The sequence below is a fragment of the Haemophilus parainfluenzae genome (genome assembly GCF_003252795.1).
In the GTDB taxonomy this organism is placed as follows: domain Bacteria; phylum Pseudomonadota; class Gammaproteobacteria; order Enterobacterales; family Pasteurellaceae; genus Haemophilus_D; species Haemophilus_D parainfluenzae_K.
On record NZ_QEPQ01000001.1, the window covers coordinates 429,491 to 447,507 of the forward strand.

Annotated in this window: 15 protein-coding genes and 4 tRNA genes; 8 read left to right on the forward strand and 11 right to left on the reverse strand. The window is 39.6% G+C overall.

The genetic code is table 11. The features are described from left to right. Positions 1-257: 257 nt before the first annotated feature. The 3 genes from cysT to DPV81_RS02015 are packed head-to-tail and all read left to right on the forward strand — an operon-like array spanning position 258 to position 2,998. Complete coding sequence (gene cysT, locus DPV81_RS02005) at positions 258-1,079, forward strand: sulfate ABC transporter permease subunit CysT (RefSeq protein ID WP_111386493.1); 822 nt, start codon at positions 258-260, stop codon at positions 1,077-1,079. Between the two features lie 9 nt (positions 1,080-1,088). Next, positions 1,089-1,904 (forward strand): sulfate ABC transporter permease subunit CysW, encoded by an 816-nt coding sequence (gene cysW / locus DPV81_RS02010; RefSeq protein ID WP_111386495.1) that lies wholly within the window; start codon positions 1,089-1,091, stop codon positions 1,902-1,904. 17 nt (positions 1,905-1,921) lie between these two features. After that, on the forward strand, positions 1,922-2,998 hold the full coding sequence (locus tag DPV81_RS02015) for a sulfate/molybdate ABC transporter ATP-binding protein (RefSeq protein ID WP_111386496.1): 1,077 nt from the start codon (positions 1,922-1,924) through the stop codon (positions 2,996-2,998). A gap of 54 nt (positions 2,999-3,052) precedes the next feature. Here the strand turns inward: DPV81_RS02015 and argG are convergent, their stop codons facing one another. The 3 genes from argG to DPV81_RS02030 all read right to left on the reverse strand — a co-directional run bounded on the left by argG (position 3,053) and on the right by DPV81_RS02030 (position 6,202). Then, a complete protein-coding gene (gene argG / locus DPV81_RS02020; protein ID WP_111386498.1) occupies positions 3,053-4,387 on the reverse strand; it encodes an argininosuccinate synthase in 1,335 nt (444 codons plus the stop codon). A 51-nt stretch (positions 4,388-4,438) separates the two neighbouring features. After that, positions 4,439-5,269, reverse strand: a complete 831-nt coding sequence (locus DPV81_RS02025) for a Rossmann-fold NAD(P)-binding domain-containing protein (protein WP_111386499.1) — start codon at positions 5,267-5,269, stop codon at positions 4,439-4,441. 72 nt (positions 5,270-5,341) lie between these two features. After that, the gene (locus DPV81_RS02030; RefSeq protein ID WP_111386501.1) at positions 5,342-6,202 is read right to left on the reverse strand and encodes a phosphoribosylaminoimidazolesuccinocarboxamide synthase; all 861 of its coding nucleotides are present in this window, start codon (positions 6,200-6,202) and stop codon (positions 5,342-5,344) included. 220 nt (positions 6,203-6,422) lie between these two features. Between DPV81_RS02030 and prfC the strand changes: the two genes are divergently transcribed. Beyond that, positions 6,423-8,006 carry a peptide chain release factor 3 gene (prfC, locus tag DPV81_RS02035; protein WP_070775555.1) on the forward strand — a complete coding sequence of 528 codons (1,584 nt, stop codon included), beginning with the start codon at positions 6,423-6,425 and terminating at the stop codon, positions 8,004-8,006. A 35-nt stretch (positions 8,007-8,041) separates the two neighbouring features. Then, complete coding sequence (locus tag DPV81_RS02040; RefSeq protein ID WP_111386502.1) at positions 8,042-8,572, forward strand: hypothetical protein; 531 nt, start codon at positions 8,042-8,044, stop codon at positions 8,570-8,572. A 144-nt stretch (positions 8,573-8,716) separates the two neighbouring features. Here DPV81_RS02040 and DPV81_RS02045 read toward each other — a convergent pair. The 7 genes from DPV81_RS02045 to gloB all read right to left on the reverse strand — a co-directional run bounded on the left by DPV81_RS02045 (position 8,717) and on the right by gloB (position 12,117). Next, positions 8,717-8,791 (reverse strand) — tRNA-Gln (locus tag DPV81_RS02045). A gap of 47 nt (positions 8,792-8,838) precedes the next feature. Beyond that, a tRNA-Gln gene (locus tag DPV81_RS02050) sits at positions 8,839-8,913 on the reverse strand. A gap of 27 nt (positions 8,914-8,940) precedes the next feature. Next, a tRNA-Leu gene (locus DPV81_RS02055) sits at positions 8,941-9,025 on the reverse strand. Between the two features lie 5 nt (positions 9,026-9,030). Then, positions 9,031-9,107 (reverse strand) — tRNA-Met (locus DPV81_RS02060). A 123-nt stretch (positions 9,108-9,230) separates the two neighbouring features. Further along, positions 9,231-9,974: a phosphodiester glycosidase family protein gene (locus tag DPV81_RS02065; RefSeq protein WP_111386504.1), complete on the reverse strand. Its 744-nt coding sequence runs from the start codon at positions 9,972-9,974 to the stop codon at positions 9,231-9,233. Continuing rightward, the gene (hemA, locus tag DPV81_RS02070; protein ID WP_111386505.1) at positions 9,958-11,280 is read right to left on the reverse strand and encodes a glutamyl-tRNA reductase; all 1,323 of its coding nucleotides are present in this window, start codon (positions 11,278-11,280) and stop codon (positions 9,958-9,960) included. Before hemA ends, DPV81_RS02065 begins: the two co-directional genes overlap by 17 nt. Before the next feature lie 135 nt (positions 11,281-11,415). After that, positions 11,416-12,117 carry a hydroxyacylglutathione hydrolase gene (gene gloB / locus DPV81_RS02075; protein WP_111386507.1) on the reverse strand — a complete coding sequence of 234 codons (702 nt, stop codon included), beginning with the start codon at positions 12,115-12,117 and terminating at the stop codon, positions 11,416-11,418. Positions 12,118-12,127: 10 nt separating this feature from the next. Here gloB and DPV81_RS02080 point away from each other — a divergent pair, with 10 nt between their 5' ends. Continuing rightward, positions 12,128-12,844: a class I SAM-dependent methyltransferase gene (locus tag DPV81_RS02080; RefSeq protein WP_165818947.1), complete on the forward strand. Its 717-nt coding sequence runs from the start codon at positions 12,128-12,130 to the stop codon at positions 12,842-12,844. On the opposite strand, the gene DPV81_RS02085 is transcribed toward DPV81_RS02080, so the two are convergent. Beyond that, on the reverse strand, positions 12,845-13,183 hold the full coding sequence (locus DPV81_RS02085) for a YegP family protein (protein WP_049370256.1): 339 nt from the start codon (positions 13,181-13,183) through the stop codon (positions 12,845-12,847). Positions 13,184-13,362: 179 nt separating this feature from the next. On the opposite strand from DPV81_RS02085, the gene ycaO reads away from it, so the two are divergent. Both ycaO and gyrA read left to right on the forward strand, forming a co-directional pair. Continuing rightward, positions 13,363-15,126 (forward strand): 30S ribosomal protein S12 methylthiotransferase accessory factor YcaO, encoded by a 1,764-nt coding sequence (gene ycaO, locus DPV81_RS02090; protein WP_111386508.1) that lies wholly within the window; start codon positions 13,363-13,365, stop codon positions 15,124-15,126. Positions 15,127-15,279: 153 nt separating this feature from the next. Beyond that, positions 15,280-17,925, forward strand: a complete 2,646-nt coding sequence (gyrA, locus tag DPV81_RS02095) for a DNA topoisomerase (ATP-hydrolyzing) subunit A (protein ID WP_111386510.1) — start codon at positions 15,280-15,282, stop codon at positions 17,923-17,925. Positions 17,926-18,017: the final 92 nt, after the last annotated feature.

Genomic DNA, 18,017 nt, shown 5'->3' on the forward strand with positions numbered 1-18,017 from the left:
TTTTACTCTCCTCCGTTATTACCCTCAATTTCGTGTGGCTAAATTTATATCGCAAAATGTTAAGTACAAAAAATAACGAAAAAGCATTTTATAGAACAAAATGAAATATAAACTCAAGAGAAAAGCGTTTTCTTATTTCACTTTGGAATATTAAATAAATTTCCGTTCTTTGCCATTATGGAAAAGAGCGGTTATTTTTTTGAACATTTCAAAACGCTTACAAAGCTTAGGTATTTATCTGTTGTGAAGGTGAGATAATGAAAACCGTATTACCAGGATTTAAACAAAGCATGTTAATTACATTAGCCTGGCTCGGCTCAATGGTATTGTTGCCATTAACATTGCTTGTACTCACTGCCTGGCAGTTAAAATGGGCTGATATCGTTCAAATCATCACGAGTGAACGAGTGATCTCATCCTTAACGCTATCCTTTGAAATGGCGGCAATCGCGACGTTAATTAATATCGTTTTTGGCTTTTTATTGGCATGGGTTTTAGTGCGTTATGACTTTCCAGGTAAGAATCTCGTCAATGCGTTAGTGGATTTACCTTTTGCTTTACCCACTGCCGTTGCCGGTATCGCACTTGCCTCGCTTTATGCTCCGACTGGACTGATTGGACAATGGTTAAGCCATTTAGAGATTCAACTCGCTTATACTCCAAGTGGTATTGCGATTGCGCTGATTTTTGTTAGCTTGCCTTTTACCGTTCGAGCGATTCAACCCGTATTAGCAAATCTCGATCCTAGCTATGAAGAAGCAGCCCAAATTTTAGGTGCATCCAGATTAACAACATTGCGAAAAGTCATTATCCCAGCTGTATTGCCTGCATTAATAGGCGGTGCAGGTATGGGATTTGCGCGATCGCTTGGTGAATATGGCTCAGTCATTTTTATTGCGGGTAATGTGCCACTCGTCTCAGAAATTGCACCATTGATTATTATGTCAAAACTTGATTTGTACGATGTGCAAGGCGCATCTGTGGTTGCATTATTAATGCTTGCCATTTCATTTCTGTTGATTTTATTCATTAACTTAGCGCAATGGTCTGTTGCCAAACGCATTAGTCCAATTCGATAAGAGGTATTTATGAAAACCCAATCATGGCAAAAATGGATCTTAATTCTGACCGCACTCAGTTTTTTTACGGTCATCTTATTGCTCCCACTGTTTACCGTGTTCTATTCAGCCCTTGAACAAGGGATTGGGCTATTTGGGGCTGCATTAAAAGAACCGGAAGCCTTAGCAGCTATTTGGCTTACGATTAAAGTCTCTTTAATTGTATTACCTATTAACATTTTTATCGGTGTGGTTATGGCTTGGGCTATTGCTTATTTTGACTTTAAGGGGAAAAGCTTATTAACCGCACTACTCGACCTCCCCTTTTCCATTTCACCAGTGGTTGTAGGATTAATGTTCTTACTGTTGTTTGGGTTAGATGGACTTTGGGGCGCATGGCTTGCTGAACACCATATTCGTTTTATGTTTGCAACACCAAGCATTGTTATCGTGACCTTATTTGTCACCTTTCCACTTATTGCAAAATCATTAATTCCAACCATGTCAGTACAAGGCACAAGTGAGGAACAAGCTGCGTTAATCTTAGGTGCATCCACTTGGCAACTTTTCTGGCATGTAACGCTACCAAAAATAAAATGGGCATTAATTTATGGAGTGATTTTAAGTAATGCTCGTGCAATGGGTGAATTCGGTGCCGTAAGTGTTGTATCTGGGCATATTCGCGGTTTGACTAATACCATTCCGCTTTATGTAGAAATTAGTTACAACGAATATCAATTTGTTGCCGCATTTGCTTGCGCCAGTTTATTGGCATTAATCGCAGTGGGAACACTGGGATTGCAAAACGTAGTGAGATATGTGGAAAAGAAAAAAATCCAAGAATAACAACAGGAACACAATACATGACAATCAAAATCCAGCAACTAAACAAACACTTTGGACAGTTTCATGCGTTGAAAGATATCAATCTAAGCTTTCCGGAAAATCAGCTAACCGCCTTGCTTGGACCTAGTGGTTGTGGAAAAACAACGCTATTAAGGATCATTGCCGGATTAGAATTTGCTGATAATGGACACATTTGGTTTGGTGAAAAAGAGGTGACTCAACTTTCAGCTGCTGAACGCGGTGTCGGCTTTGTGTTTCAGCATTATGCACTATTTCAAAATATGACCGTCTTTGACAATGTCGCTTTTGGCTTAACGGTGAAACCTCGTAGAGAACGTCCCTCTGCAGAAGAAATTCGCGAAAAAGTCACCGCACTTTTAAAGCTAGTAAAACTTGAATGGCTAGCCGATCGCTACCCTAATCAACTTTCAGGTGGTCAAAAACAACGGATAGCCTTGGCTCGCTCCCTTGCGGTTCAACCGAAAGTCTTACTACTTGATGAACCCTTTGGTGCACTGGATGCCCAAGTTCGTAAAGAATTGCGTCGTTGGCTACGGGAATTGCAACATGAACTCAATGTGACCAGCATTTTCGTTACCCATGATCAAGATGAAGCATTAGATATGTCTGATCGTATTGTGGTGATGAATAAAGGTCAAGTGGAGCAAATTGATGAGCCTAGCCAAATCTATCATGCACCACAAACCCCTTTCGTCACGCAATTTGTGGGGGATGTTAATGTGTTCCACGGACACATTGATCAAGGCAATTTAGTCATTGGTGAATTTGCTCATAATTTACAAACACATAGCAATGCGACTCATGCAGTCAATAACCAATCTGCAACGGCTTATATTCGCCCTTACGAACTGACGCTTTCACGCGAATCTCATAATGCCTTAGCGAGTGGTACGATTCGTCATATTAATGCTATTGGTTTTATCGTGAGAATTGAAGTAGAAAGTTCGCAAACTGAACAACCTATTGAAGTCATTCTTACCAAAGAAAATTATCTCAATGCGCAATATAAAATAGGTGATCAAGTTTATCTCGTGCCGGATAAATTAAATCTATTTCAAGAAATGAATATTTAGAAAAGTAAAAGTGCGGTCAAAATCGACCGCACTTTTTATATTTAAAGGAGAAAATTATTTTTTACCTAATTGCGGTAAAACGGAATCTTTACCCGCAGTTAATAAACCTACTTGAGAGTAGATACTTAATTTTCCGCGTGTATCTGCTACGTCTAAGTTACGCATAGTTAATTGACCAATACGATCGATTGGATCAAATGGTGCATTTTCCACTTTTTCCATACTTAAACGTTCTGCCGCATAAGTTAAGTTTGGTGATTCAGTATTTAAGATGGAATAGTCATTACCACGACGAAGTTCTAATGTCACTTCCCCTGTAATCGCACGAGCAACCCAACGTTGTGCAGTTTCACGTAACATCAATGCTTGTGGATCAAACCAACGACCTTGGTATAACAAACGGCCTAAACGTAAACCATTGATACGATATTGTTCAATAGTATCTTCATTGTGAATACCGGTGACTAAACGCTCATAAGCAATGTGGAATAATGCCATTCCCGGTGCTTCATAAATACCACGTGATTTTGCTTCAATAATACGGTTTTCAATTTGGTCTGACATACCTAAACCGTGACGACCACCAATACGATTTGCTTCTAAGAAAAGATCCACCACGTTATCAAATGTTTTACCGTTTAATGCAACCGGCACACCTTCTTCAAAGCGAACAGTCACCACTTCTGGTTTCACTTGAACATTTTCATCCCAAAATGCCACACCCATAATTGGCTTTACAATTTTAATACCAGTGCTTAATTTTTCTAAATCTTTCGCTTCGTGTGTCGCACCTAACATATTAGAGTCAGTTGAATACGCTTTTTCTACTGACATTTTGTAGTCAAAACCATTTGCGATTAAGAATTGTGACATTTCAAAGCGACCGCCCAACTCATCGATGAATTGTTGATCTAACCATGGTTTGTAAATTTTTAAATTTGGGTTGGTTAATAAGCCATAACGATAAAAACGCTCAATATCGTTACCTTTGAAAGTTGAACCATCACCCCAGATATTCACATCATCTTCTTTCATGGCTGCAACAAGCATCGTACCTGTTACCGCACGGCCAAGTGGTGTGGTATTGAAATAGGTTGCTCCACCAGTAGAAATATGGAATGCACCACATTGAATAGCCGCAATCCCTTCATGGGCTAACTGCGCACGACAATCCACTAAACGCGCATTTTCCGCACCATATTCCATTGCTTTTTTGGGAATTGCATTGTAATCATCTTCATCTGGTTGACCTAAGTTTGCTGTATAAGCATAAGGTACTGCACCTTTTTGACGCATCCAAAGTAATGCCGCACTGGTATCTAGCCCGCCTGAAAAAGCAATACCAACTTTTTGACCTTTAGGTAAATGTTGCAGAATCGTATTTGACATATTTTATTTCCTTCATTGTGGTTATGGTGAGTGAGTCTTTAAAAAGTGCGGTCAAAAATCACTGCGCTTTTCTAACATATCATCGGGATTTGGATAACGATAAGCGAAGCCTAAATCTCGACAAATTTTATCTGCCATAATGATTCGTTTCGGATCCGAATCACTACATTCAAATTGTAGTATGGATAAATCATAAAATACCGCTGCTTTTGTGTAATATTCTGCTCGAGTAGGATGAATTGGCGCGCAAAGATGGTAAGTTCGCAATCCATTTGGATTCATGAGTAAGGCCGTAATAGCTTGAATGCAATCCTCTAGATGCACCAAATTAACAGGTGAATAGCCCTGTTTTAAATTGCATTTTCCTGCTAAGAATTTAACAGGATGGCGTTGTTTACCAATTAATCCTGCTAGTCGAAGAATATCGCAATGCAATATTCCTGATTGGAACAAGCACTGTTCTGCTTGTATCAGTGTTTTGCCCATTTCTGTTTCAGCTGAAAGTTGAGAACTTTCATCAAATTGCCCCGAAATATTAGGAAAAACAGAAGTTGAACTGGTAAAAACCAAATGCTGTACACCTTGTTTCTTGGCTTGATTAGTTAAAAAAGCAAGATATTCACAATACTGTTGAGAAGAAAAACTGCTAGGTGGTAGGGTGATAATGAGAGCATCTACATTAAAAAGAGGGCGAATATGGTCTGGTAAACGTTTCATTTCGTCAGAAAGCGAAAAAGGATAAGTTTCAATACCTAGCTGATGCAATTTCTGAGCATCATCAGGGGATTGTTTTGAGCCTTTTACACACCAACCAAGCTCTTTTAAGTGCAGCGCCAGCGGTAAGCCTAACCAACCTAAACCAACTATCGCAACAGATTTCATACTCTTTTATTCACAATATTTTATCCATAAAAATCCCTGCTATTCTAAAGCATAGCAGGGAGTTTGTTAATGTTATTTTGTTAATAAATCCAAAGCCTCTTGATATTTAGCCACTGTTTTTTCAATCACTTCTTTTGGTACTTTCGGTGCTGGCGGTTGTTTATTCCAACCACTTTGTTCTAACCAATCGCGTACAAATTGCTTATCAAATGATGGAGGGTTTGTCCCTTCTTTATAAGTATCAACTGACCAAAAGCGGCTAGAATCCGGTGTTAATACCTCATCCATTAAAGTGAGCGTACCATTTTCATCTAAACCAAATTCAAATTTAGTATCACAAATAATAATACCTTTAGTCAGCGCATATTTTGCTGCCTCAGTATAAAGCGCAATGGCTTTTTCTCTCACTTGTGCCGCTAACTCTGCACCAATTGCTTTTTCACATTGTTCATAGCTGATATTGATATCGTGATTACCCACTTCTTCTTTACTTGATGGCGTAAAAATCGGTTCAGGTAATTTACTTGCCTCAACTAATCCTTCCGGTAATTTCAAACCACAAATGGTCCCTGTCTGCTTATAATCTTTTAGCCCGCTACCTGTTAAATAACCACGCACAATAGACTCAATTTTAATTGGATTCAAACGTTTGCAAACCACTGCGCGATCTTTTACTAAATCAGCTTCTTCTTTTGGTAACACATCATAAACTGAATCGCATGTAAAATGATTCGGCATAATATGGGCTAATTTATTGAACCAGAAATTGGAAATTTGGGTCAGGATTTCACCTTTACGTGGGATAGGATCATCTAAAATCACATCAAATGCGGACAAACGGTCACTGGCTACCATTAGCATTCGTTTATCATCGATCTCATAAAGATCACGCACTTTTCCCGAATAGATTTTTTTTAGACTAAGTTGTGTCATTGCTTGCACCTTTAATTATAAGAATAAAAAATCGGTGGATATTGTACCGCACTTTTAGCGCAAACGTTTGCTTTTTTTTATGAAAAATTTTAAAGAAAAGAAACTACAGAGTCATATACCTAAATAAGCTATAGATAACAAAAGAAAAGCAATTTAATTTGAGCTCAATCTGAAAATCAGCGACAATACAGCATCATTTAAAACAGAAGAAACAAGACAAATGAGTTATCCATTAGAAGAAGTGAATAAACGTCGCACATTTGCGATTATTTCCCACCCTGACGCGGGTAAAACCACCATCACCGAAAAAGTATTGTTATACGGCAATGCCATTCAAAAAGCAGGCTCAGTAAAAGGTAAAGGCTCTGCACAGCATGCAAAATCTGACTGGATGGAAATGGAAAAACAACGTGGTATTTCCATTACCACTTCCGTGATGCAATTCCCTTACAATGAATGCTTAGTGAATTTATTGGATACGCCGGGACATGAGGATTTCTCGGAAGATACCTATCGCACTTTGACGGCTGTAGATAGCTGCTTAATGGTTATCGACTCGGCAAAAGGGGTTGAAGAACGTACCATTAAATTGATGGAAGTGACCCGTTTACGCGATACGCCAATTATCACTTTCATGAATAAACTTGACCGTGATATTCGTGATCCAATGGAATTATTAGATGAAGTGGAAAGCGTATTAAAAATCCATTGTGCGCCAATTACTTGGCCGATTGGTTGCGGTAAATTGTTTAAAGGGGTTTATCATTTATATAAAGATGAAACCTATCTTTACCAAAGTGGGCAAGGCTCTACAATCCAAGAAGTACGCATTGTGAAAGGTCTAAATAGCCCAGAATTAGATGCCGCCGTAGGTGATGACTTAGCCCAACAATTGCGTGATGAATTAGAGCTTGTAAAAGGTGCAAGTAATGAATTTGATTTGGATTTATTCCTAAGTGGTGAATTAACACCTGTCTTTTTCGGTACTGCATTAGGTAACTTCGGTGTTGATCATTTCTTAGATGGTTTAACTGAATGGGCACCTGCTCCACAAGCTCGTCAAGCAGATACCCGTAAAGTTTCAGCTGAAGAAGAAAAATTCACTGGTTTCGTATTTAAAATCCAAGCCAATATGGATCCAAAACACCGAGACCGTGTGGCTTTCCTACGCGTAGTTTCTGGTAAATACGAAAAAGGGATGAAACTTAAACACGTACGTATTGGTAAAGATGTAGTCATTTCTGACGCGCTTACCTTTATGGCGGGGGATCGTACTCATGCCGATGAGGCTTATGCTGGAGACATTATCGGTTTGCACAATCATGGTACTATTCAAATTGGTGATACCTTTACGCAAGGCGAAGAGCTTAAATTTACCGGTATTCCAAACTTTGCCCCTGAATTATTCCGTCGTATTCGTTTGAAAGATCCTCTTAAACAAAAACAATTGTTAAAAGGCTTAGTACAACTTTCTGAAGAAGGTGCTGTTCAAGTGTTCCGCCCATTAAGTAATAATGATTTGATTGTTGGCGCAGTCGGTGTGTTACAGTTTGATGTGGTTGTTTCTCGTTTGAAATCAGAATATAACGTTGAAGCCATTTACGAAACTGTCAACGTAGCAACAGCTCGTTGGGTAGAATGTGCGGATAACAAAAAATTTGAAGAGTTCAAACGCAAAAATGAGCAAAACCTAGCATTAGATGGCGGTGATAATCTCACTTATATCGCACCTACCATGGTAAACCTAAATCTTGCACAAGAACGTTATCCAGATGTGACCTTCTTTAAAACAAGGGAACATTAATTCACCATTTCCTATCATTAACAAAAGGAAAAATCATGAAAAAATTGATGCTTATCAGTACAGCAGCGTTACTACTTTCAGGTTGTGTAAATACTGAACTATCAAATGCAGGAAAAGCTTATAACCCACAAACTGATGCTCGTATCCGTCTATATGGACAAAATGGTCGCTACACAATGATGGAAGTAAAACAAAATGGAAAAACAGAAAAAGTGAATGTTGGAGGAAGCCTTGGGCAATCCTTCAGCTCATTACTCTATCTTAAAGGGAATGAATCTATTGGCATGCCAAGCTCTAGTGCAAGTATGAATCCTAGCCAATTCAATGAAATAGGTTCTGGTACTTTTTTTAAGGAATTTATAATCCCATCAGATGCAGAAATCACTCTACAAAGTGAAATTATTACACCCCATAATATTAATTATATAGTCAATGGTAAGTTCGTAGGACCTAAACATTGCCTAGGCAAAAAACTTGTATTCACCCCCCAAGCGGGTAAAGATTATGAGGCATTACCTTCAGCATCAACAGCTCAATGTAATTTAACTTTAGTAGAATTAAAATAATCAATATGAAAGAAAGGTCACCGCAAGGTGCTTTTCTTTTATATAAAGACATTAAAATTTGTAGCAAATAACAACTGACAGATAGGACTAAGTGCAGTTAAATTTAATCGCATTTTTTATATAAAAGAAATAGAGAAAATAAGATGGCTGGGGTACTAGGATTCGAACCTAGGGATGCCGAGATCAAAACCCGGTGCCTTACCGCTTGGCGATACCCCAACAGAAATTCTTTGATTGGAAATAAAGAAGATTTTATTTAGATAGTATGGCTGGGGTACTAGGATTCGAACCTAGGGATGCCGAGATCAAAACCCGGTGCCTTACCGCTTGGCGATACCCCAACTACTATTTGACTGCAAGCTGATAAATGGTGCGGGACGAGGGACTTGAACCCACACACCTCTCGGCGCCAGAACCTAAATCTGGTGCGTCTACCAATTTCGCCAGTCCCGCAAATTTGGTGGCTACAGCGAGATTCGAACTTGCGACCCCAACATTATGAGTGTTGTGCTCTAACCAACTGAGCTATGTAGCCATCATTTGCTTTACCTTATCGGCTTTGCGGGGCGTATTATCCTGATTTGACCTATTCTCGTCAATCATTTTTTTGCAAAAAACGGATTTTTTGATTTAGTTGATTATAAATAAAACGCTTTTGCTATTTTTTGTTCACATCAAGAACGGAGATCATTCCCACAAAATGCTTCCAATGCAAAGAGCTAAATTGCCCTGGAATGTACCAATTAGAAATGGTTCCATCAAGGTATAAGGCATCCTGGCAACCAATTTTAAGCAAACCTTGACTCAAGGTATAAAGATTAGGCTCATCTTTTATCGTCATCAAAAATAGCAATTCATTTTGCTTCGTCAAACACACTGCATTACGCTTATGATAGCTTTCTAGGCTTGCTCTAAATTGCGGATTTATTTTGCCATGAACAATCAACATTGGGCCTGATTGCAACGCAAAATCCGGCTTGAGTTTACTTTTCTGATAAGCGGCGGTGGTTAAAATGTAGGGCTTATTTTTTGCAATGGCAAACACACCATTGGGTTGTACATGAAAGTTACCTTTGCCTGATTTTGTATTTAACGCATTGAGCTCTTTTCCATGCTCAATCCATAATCCCGCTGGCGTGTTATTCATGCTATAAATGCCTGCATTCATGATCATTTTCACGTTATAGCTAGGCTCTAAGGCATTTTTGAGACGCGTTAGACTTTGATAATCTTTACCTTCAGCATCTTTCCAATGTAGCTGTACTTCTTCGGGCTTTGCTTGAAAAATTCCGTAAGTAATATTGCCATCATCAAAAGTTCGGTATTCCGCTAGAGCTGGCACACTCATCAGTAACGATGCGCTACTGAAAAGTGCGGTCAAAAATTTAATCGTTTTTTTCATTTAAAGGATGGGTTAAATGCAACGCATTTGAAAAGGCATGCAACCCTTCTGCATTACCCGATCTCATCATGGATTGCATGGTTTGGGTTGGAGCATGAATAAGTTTATTTGTTAATTTATAACTTAATTCTTGTAGAATCTTTTCAGCATTCTCACCTTGTTGAATTTGGTGTAACGCTTTTTCGAGTAATTCTTGGCGAGTATTTTCTGCCTCATCACGATAATGACGAATTAAATTAGAGAACTGTTGCACTTTCAACCACTCAAAGAAGGCATTACATTCTTGCGTGATGATATCTTGTGCTTGTTCTGATGCTTGCTCACGTTGAGAAAGATTGCGTTGGATAATATCTTGCAAATCATCCACGGTGTAATGATACACACTTTCTAATTCCGAGATGTTTTCATCAATATCACGAGGCACGGCGATATCAACCATTAAAGTCGGTCTAAATTGGCGTACTTTCTCCGCAATTTCAGCCATCGCTTTAGTGATTAAAATAGTCGGACTACCTGTAGAGCTGATAACAATATCGGCTTGATTTAGCGGTGTTTGCAATTCATCAAGCGAATACACATCAATCGGTGTATTAGACGCTAATTTTTCCACCAACTGCTCAGCACGACATAAAGTTCGGTTAGCAATCATCAATTTTTTTACACCGTGACGTAATAAATGACGGCTCACCAATTCAATGGTTTCTCCTGCCCCAACAAGTAAAATTTGTAGTTCACGTAAAGATTCAAAAATCTGACGAGCCAAGCTACAAGCCGCATAAGCTACCGATACGGCACTTTCACCAATATTGGTTTCAGTACGCACTCGTTTTGCTGTTGCAAAGGTTTTTTGGAACAAGCGAGAAAGCGTGCTTGAAAGTGGAATATTCGCCGCTTGATAATAATCTTCACTGATTTGGAAAGCTTGTTTCACCTGTCCTAAAATTTGTGGCTCGCCCAAAATCAATGAATCCAAACCACAGGCCACGCGCATTAAATGATTTGCAGCTTGTTGATTTTGATGGGTGTAAATACTTTTATTTAATTCATCGACAGAAAGCTGATGAATATTAGCAAACCAATTTATACAGTTTGTTTGCCATTGTTTACACTCTTGGGGTGAAATTTGACGATGATGAAGATAAATCTCTGTACGGTTACAGGTAGAAAGAATAACCGCACTTTCAGCCAAATCTTGTTGGTGAATTTGTTGTAAGGCAAGCTGCCGCTTTTCTTCAGAAAAAGCGACTTTCTCACGAACGGCGACAGAAGCCGTTTTATGATTAATGCCTAGAACAAGAAGGGTCATAAAAACCTAATAAAAACAACCGCACTTTTATGAATATGCGGCTTAAGTAGAAAGTAAAAGTTTCGCTATTTTAATGAATTGTTGAGAATTGAGCAAATTTCAAGAGAAAAAACTCAAATAAATAACTAAAATGAGTTAAAACTTATCTTTCGCTAAACGCCATTGTGTAAATTCGTCTAAATTTTTTGCCTGTAAAAACGGATTAATTTGTTTCTCTAATTCAATTGTTGTCGGCAAACTCGGTTTACCCTCTGCACGATAACCCTTCACTAAAACACTTTGATTTTCAACCGCACTTTTATCCGCCAAAACGGTTTCCGCAAAAGCTAAATTACCTAGCGTATATTCATGAGCGGGGCAAACCACGGTTTCATTCGGTAATTGCTTAAAACGCTGCATGGTTTCAAACATTTGAGCAAAATTTCCCGTGAACACGCGACCACAGCCCGCAGAAAATAACGCATCGCCACAAAATAGATGCCCATCCACTAAATAGCTGACATGCCCTGCCGTATGGCCACCGCTTGGCAAAACTTCGATATGATAATGTGCTGTATTAATCACACCACTATCCACGATATTGGTTGACCCTTTGTCTGCGCATTCTGTTGGACCAAAAACTGGCACATTGGGATAATATTGCTTAAATTCCGCGACACCTTGCACATGATCATCATGATTATGGGTTAATAACACCGCCTCTACGTCTAACTTATTCGATTCTAAATACGGAATTAAACGGGTTATTTCTGGGATATCGATCACAATTACGGGGAAATTTTCTCGTCTATAAAGCCAAATATAGTTATCATTGAGCGCAGGAATAGGAACTAGCATAAATTACCTTATGAAAATAGGATTAACATTGAATTGGAAAGCCAAATGGCACAAACCACTTCTTTCACCTGAAAGTTGGCAAGCGTTACCACAAGGTGAAGCCTATTGTAACGTATTAACCGATTATTTTGCCCAATGGACACCAAAAATTTTAGGCTATCAAATTCTGAAAATCGGGGCTTTAAGTGGTGAAATCGCCTTTGACTTGCCTTTACGTCACCAAATTGTATTAGCTGAAAAAACAGCGTATTTTCCTACCACACTATTAAATGAAAGTGATAGCTTACTCCAAGCATCGCCATTAGCCTTGCCTTTTATTGAAAAAGAAATGGATGCCTGCTTGTTGGCAAACACCTTAAATTTTGCGCAAGATCCTCACCAAATATTGCGAGAAGCTCATCGTGTTTTAAAGGATGATGGCTGGATTTTCATCACGTTATTTAATCCGATGAGTCCATTACTTTTCAAACCAAAGTTAGGTAACTTCAAATTCCGACAATATGCTACTTGGCGAGTCATTGACTGGCTATCATTATTAAATTTTGATGTGATTGCAGAAGAAAGACTATCCATAAAACAAGAAAAGACCACGCTCTGCTCTCCGCTCACGGTCATCGTTGCTCAAAAACGAACCTATCCATTAACACTAAATCCTGAGAAAGCGCGGTCAAAAATGCCGGCGTTTTTAGAGCCGGCAGGTGCATTTAAAGAAATAAGAACAGAATAATTATTCTGAGACTTCTTTGATTACTGCAGAAGATGCGTTATTAATCACTGACTCAACGCCTTTTTCTGCTGCAGCTTGAGAAGAATAATATTGGCTACGGCCAATTTCTTGGTGGTTAGCCGCTTTTAATACGAAATAAGGTTTGTCATTTTTCGCTACGCGATATTCAAAGTTTTTCGCATCCACGCCATTTTTTTGCACTGAAGCAATACCGTTTTCAGCTGATGCTTTAGTTTTATAAAGTTCGCTAGTTAAAATCACTTGTCCGTTTGCTGCTTTTAAGTTGAACATAAATTGTCCGTCTTTAGCCACTTTTAATTCATAAAATCCTTGAGCCATGATATCTCCCAATTGGTTGATTTGTTTATAATTTTACCCACGCAGAAAATGCCTTTCTACGCCAAGCTAATTTACCCTTAAAAATCAAGGAAAACAAGAGCAGAAGTGCATAAATTTTATGCTTGATTAGCTCACTAAACTCCCCTATGATGCTGGAGCTTTTTATAACAGGAACAATTATGACCGAACAAACATTTATTCTCGGCAAAGATGCCGCACTTGAAGACAGTATTTCAAAATTTCAACAAAAATTGACCGCACTTGGTTTCAATATTGAAGAAGCCTCTTGGCTTAATCCTGTGCCAAATGTATGGTCGGTACACATTCGTGATAAAGATTGCCCACAATGTTTTTCTAACGGCAAAGGCGCAAGCAAAAAAGCCGCATTAGCGTCTGCATTAGGTGAATATTTCGAGCGTCTTTCCACCAACTATTTCTTTGCTGATTTCTATTTAGGACAAGAAATTGCTAACGGTGATTTTGTTCATTACCCAACTGAAAAATGGTTTCCAATTGAAGATGACGCCCTTTTACCAGAGGGAATTTTAGATGATTATCTATGGGATTATTTCGATCCAAACCAAGAACTAACGCCTGAATTACTCGTGGATCTGCAATCCGGTAATTACGATCGTGGTATTGTCGCCATGCCTTATGTGCGCCAATCCGATCAACAAACCGTCTATATTCCACAAAGTATCATTGCGAATTTGTATGTTTCTAATGGGATGTCCGCTGGTAACACAAAAAATGAAGCGCGTGTGCAAGGACTGTCTGAGGTCTTTGAGCGCTATGTGAAAAATCGCATTATTGCAGAAGCGATCAGTCTTCCTGAAATTCCAAAATCCGTCATGGATCGCTATCCATCTATTCAAGCCTCTATTGCCAAATTAGAGGAAGAAGGTTTCCCAATTTATGCTTTCGATGCCTCATTAGGTGGCAAATATCCTGTCATTTGCGTGGTATTGCTCAACCCAAATAACGGCACATGCTTTGCCTCTTTTGGCGCCCATCCTAATTTCCAAGTGGCATTAGAGCGTACGGTAACGGAGCTTTTACAAGGTCGCAGCTTAAAAGATCTCGATGTATTCTCTCCTCCATCATTCAATAATGATGATGTGGCTGAACACGCTAACCTTGAAACACACTTCATTGATTCTAGTGGCTTGATTTCTTGGGATTTATTCAAAAATACACCAGATTATGAGTTTGTAGATTGGGATTTCTCTGGTTCAACACAAGAAGAATATGAAAACTTGATGTCAATCTTTAAGGCGAAAGAAAAAGAAGTCTATATCATGGATTACAACCATTTAGACGTTTACGCTTGCCGCATTATTGTGCCTGGCATGTCTGATATCTACCCTGCTGATGATCTCATTTATGCCAATAACAACATGGGGATGGACTGGCGCGAGATCTTATTGGATCTACCACACCATCATCATGATGCCGAAACTTACGAAGAGTTATTAGCAGAATTAGATGAGCAAGATATTGACGATGCTACACGCGTTCGCGAATTTATCGGTATCGTTGCACCAAAAGCAAGCGGTTGGACAACATTACGTGTTGGTGAACTGAAATCCATGCTTTACTTAGCATTAGGTGAATTAGAATTAGCCTTAGATTGGGCAAACTGGACAATGAATATGAATAGCTCCGTGTTTACGCCTGAGCGTGTGAATTACTATCGTGCCTTAATCAGTATCATTGAATTGCATTTAGACAATACTCGCGATCCACAACAATATCGCACTGTGTTTGAAAGAATGTATGGCAAAGAAGCCGTTCAACAAGCTTGGGCTGCGGTAGCAGAAAAAGGTAACCCGTTCTATAACTTGCCAGCCAGCGATGAAACGCTTGAAAACTTCAAAGAACACCAAGCTTTACTTGGTGCTTATGCGAAATTACAAAAAGCTAAACGAGAAAATTGGAAATAGTTGATTTTCTTTCAATCATAAGGCGGACTTAATGTCTGCCTTATTTATTTCCGCATTAAAAAACTGCTTTAAAATCAACCGCACTTTTCGCACAAAAACGCTTAAATTTATGCTATAATCCGTCGCAATTTTTTGATCAAAAAAGGAATAAAAATGACGGATTCAATCCATTCCTCTATTACCCCAGTCAATATTGAAGAAGAACTAAAATCTTCTTACCTTGACTACGCCATGTCGGTGATTGTTGGGCGTGCTTTGCCTGATGTGCGTGACGGTTTAAAACCGGTACATCGACGTGTGCTTTTCTCCATGGATCAATCTGGCATCACTGCCGGCAAAAAATACGTAAAATCTGCCCGTGTGGTAGGTGATGTAATCGGTAAATATCACCCGCACGGTGATTCTGCGGTATATGACACCATTGTGCGTATGGCACAGCCGTTCTCATTACGCTACATGTTGGTAGATGGGCAAGGTAACTTCGGTTCAATCGACGGTGACGCGCCAGCGGCAATGCGTTATACCGAAGTCCGTATGCAAAAAATTACCCAAGCGTTATTAACTGACTTGGATAAAGAAACCGTGAATTTCTCGCCAAACTATGATGGCGAATTAATGATTCCAGATGTATTACCAACCCGTATTCCTGCACTTTTAGCAAACGGTTCTTCTGGTATTGCGGTGGGGATGGCAACGAACATTCCACCACACAACTTAAATGAAGTTTTAGATGGCTGCTTGGCTTATATTGATAATGAAAACATCACCATTGATGAGTTAATGCAATATATTCCTGGCCCAGACTTCCCAACAGCGGCATTAATTAATGGCCGTAAAGGGATTGAAGAAGCTTATCGCACAGGTCGCGGCAAAGTGTATGTTCGCGCTCGTGCTAGCGTAGAAACTACAGATAAAGGCAAAGAGCAAATCATTGTGACCGAATTGCCTTATCAAGTGAACAAAGCCAAATTGGTAGAAAAAATTGCTGAGCTCATCAAAGATAAAAAAATCGAAGGCATCAGCAATATTATCGACCTTTCTAACAAAGAAGGGATCCGCATTGAAATAGATATCAAACGCGATGCCGTAGGCGAAGTGGTATTAAATCACCTTTATGCTCTCACACAAATGCAGGTGACTTTCGGGATCAACATGGTGGCCTTAGATCACGGTCAACCACGTTTATTCAACTTAAAACAAATCATTGAAGCCTTTGTGATGCACCGTCGCGAAGTGGTGATTCGCCGTTCTTTATTTGAATTGCGTAAAGCCCGCGAGCGTACTCATATTTTAGAAGGTTTAGCGGTTGCGACATCAAACATCGATGAAATCATCGATATCATCCGTCAATCGAAAGAGCGTAAAGAAGCGGCAGAAAAATTAATTTCTCGTCCTTGGAAACTGAATAACGAAATTTTAGGCTTGCTTGATGCAGCGGCTCGTCCGGCTGAATTAGCCGCTGAATTTGGTATTAAAGGTTCTGATTACTATCTTTCTCCAGAACAAGTTGATGCAATCTTAGAACTTCGCTTGCACCGTTTAACCGGTCTTGCTACCGAAGAAGTGATCAATGAATACAAAGAGTTATTGGTTAAAATTGCAGAACTTCTCCATATCATCAACAGCCCTGAACGCTTGATGGAAGTGATTCGTGAAGAGCTTGAACAAGTACGTGCTCAATTCGCTGACGAACGTCGTACTGAAATTACTGCGGCTTCTGGTGATATTGATTTAGAAGATTTAATTGCTCAAGAAGATGTAGTAGTGACCCTTTCTCATGAAGGTTATGTGAAATATCAACCACTTACCGACTATGAAGCACAACGCCGTGGCGGTAAAGGTAAATCTTCAACGAAGATGAAAGATGAAGACTTCATCGAAAAACTCTTAGTGGCGAATACTCATGATACGATTCTCTGCTTCTCGAGCCGCGGTCGCTTATATTGGTTGAAAGTCTATCAATTACCACAAGCAAGCCGTGGTGCGCGTGGTCGTCCGATTGTGAATATTCTACCGTTGCAAGAAAACGAGCGTATCACCGCAATCTTGCCAATCTCTGCTTATGAAGAAGATAAATTCGTCATCATGGCAACGGCTGGTGGTATTGTGAAGAAAATTGCGCTAACCGAATTCAGCCGTCCACGTTCAAGCGGTATCATCGCCTTGAACTTACGTGATGAAGATGAATTAATCGGCGTGGATATCACCGATGGTTCTAACGAAATCATGTTGTTCTCTTCGCAAGGTCGCGTAGTGCGTTTCGCGGAAAGTGCAGTCCGTGCAATGGGTCGTTTAGCAACAGGTGTTCGCGGTATTAAACTCGCCCTCACCAACGACATCGCTGACGATGAAAGTGCGGTCGAAATTGAAGAGGTTTCCGATGATAATGCAGAAGAAACCCTCAATCTCAATATCGATAAAGTGGTTTCCTTAGTTGTGCCGAAAAATGACGGCGCAATCCTTACGGCGACGCAAAACGGTTACGGTAAACGCACACAATTAAGCGAATACCCAACCAAATCCCGTAATACCAAAGGGGTGATTTCGATTAAAGTGAGCGAACGTAACGGTAAAGTCGTTGCCGCGACACAAGTAGAAGAAACTGACCAAATCATGCTTATTACTGATGCGGGTACCTTAGTGCGTACTCGCGTAAGTGAAGTAAGCATCGTTGGCCGTAACACCCAAGGGGTTCGTTTAATTCGTACCGCAGAAGATGAGCACGTAGTCAGCCTTGAACGTGTTTGTGATGTGGATGATGAGGATGAAGGCTCTGAAGATGTGACTTCTGAAGAATAATTGATCTTCCATTAAATAAAAGCCCCGCGTTTTGACACGCGGGGCTTTTTTATTGGCATCTAAAAATCTCTTTTAGAAATCTATTCTATTGA

Coding starts and splice junctions, on each gene's coding strand:
- cysT (WP_111386493.1), top strand. CDS start 258: ATGAAAACCGTATTACCAGGATTTAAACAAAGCATGTTAATTACATTA.
- cysW (WP_111386495.1), top strand. CDS start 1,089: ATGAAAACCCAATCATGGCAAAAATGGATCTTAATTCTGACCGCACTC.
- DPV81_RS02015 (WP_111386496.1), top strand. CDS start 1,922: ATGACAATCAAAATCCAGCAACTAAACAAACACTTTGGACAGTTTCAT.
- argG (WP_111386498.1), bottom strand. CDS start 4,387: ATGTCAAATACGATTCTGCAACATTTACCTAAAGGTCAAAAAGTTGGT.
- DPV81_RS02025 (WP_111386499.1), bottom strand. CDS start 5,269: ATGAAATCTGTTGCGATAGTTGGTTTAGGTTGGTTAGGCTTACCGCTG.
- DPV81_RS02030 (WP_111386501.1), bottom strand. CDS start 6,202: ATGACACAACTTAGTCTAAAAAAAATCTATTCGGGAAAAGTGCGTGAT.
- prfC (WP_070775555.1), top strand. CDS start 6,423: ATGAGTTATCCATTAGAAGAAGTGAATAAACGTCGCACATTTGCGATT.
- DPV81_RS02040 (WP_111386502.1), top strand. CDS start 8,042: ATGAAAAAATTGATGCTTATCAGTACAGCAGCGTTACTACTTTCAGGT.
- DPV81_RS02065 (WP_111386504.1), bottom strand. CDS start 9,974: ATGAAAAAAACGATTAAATTTTTGACCGCACTTTTCAGTAGCGCATCG.
- hemA (WP_111386505.1), bottom strand. CDS start 11,280: ATGACCCTTCTTGTTCTAGGCATTAATCATAAAACGGCTTCTGTCGCC.
- gloB (WP_111386507.1), bottom strand. CDS start 12,117: ATGCTAGTTCCTATTCCTGCGCTCAATGATAACTATATTTGGCTTTAT.
- DPV81_RS02080 (WP_165818947.1), top strand. CDS start 12,128: ATGAAAATAGGATTAACATTGAATTGGAAAGCCAAATGGCACAAACCA.
- DPV81_RS02085 (WP_049370256.1), bottom strand. CDS start 13,183: ATGGCTCAAGGATTTTATGAATTAAAAGTGGCTAAAGACGGACAATTT.
- ycaO (WP_111386508.1), top strand. CDS start 13,363: ATGACCGAACAAACATTTATTCTCGGCAAAGATGCCGCACTTGAAGAC.
- gyrA (WP_111386510.1), top strand. CDS start 15,280: ATGACGGATTCAATCCATTCCTCTATTACCCCAGTCAATATTGAAGAA.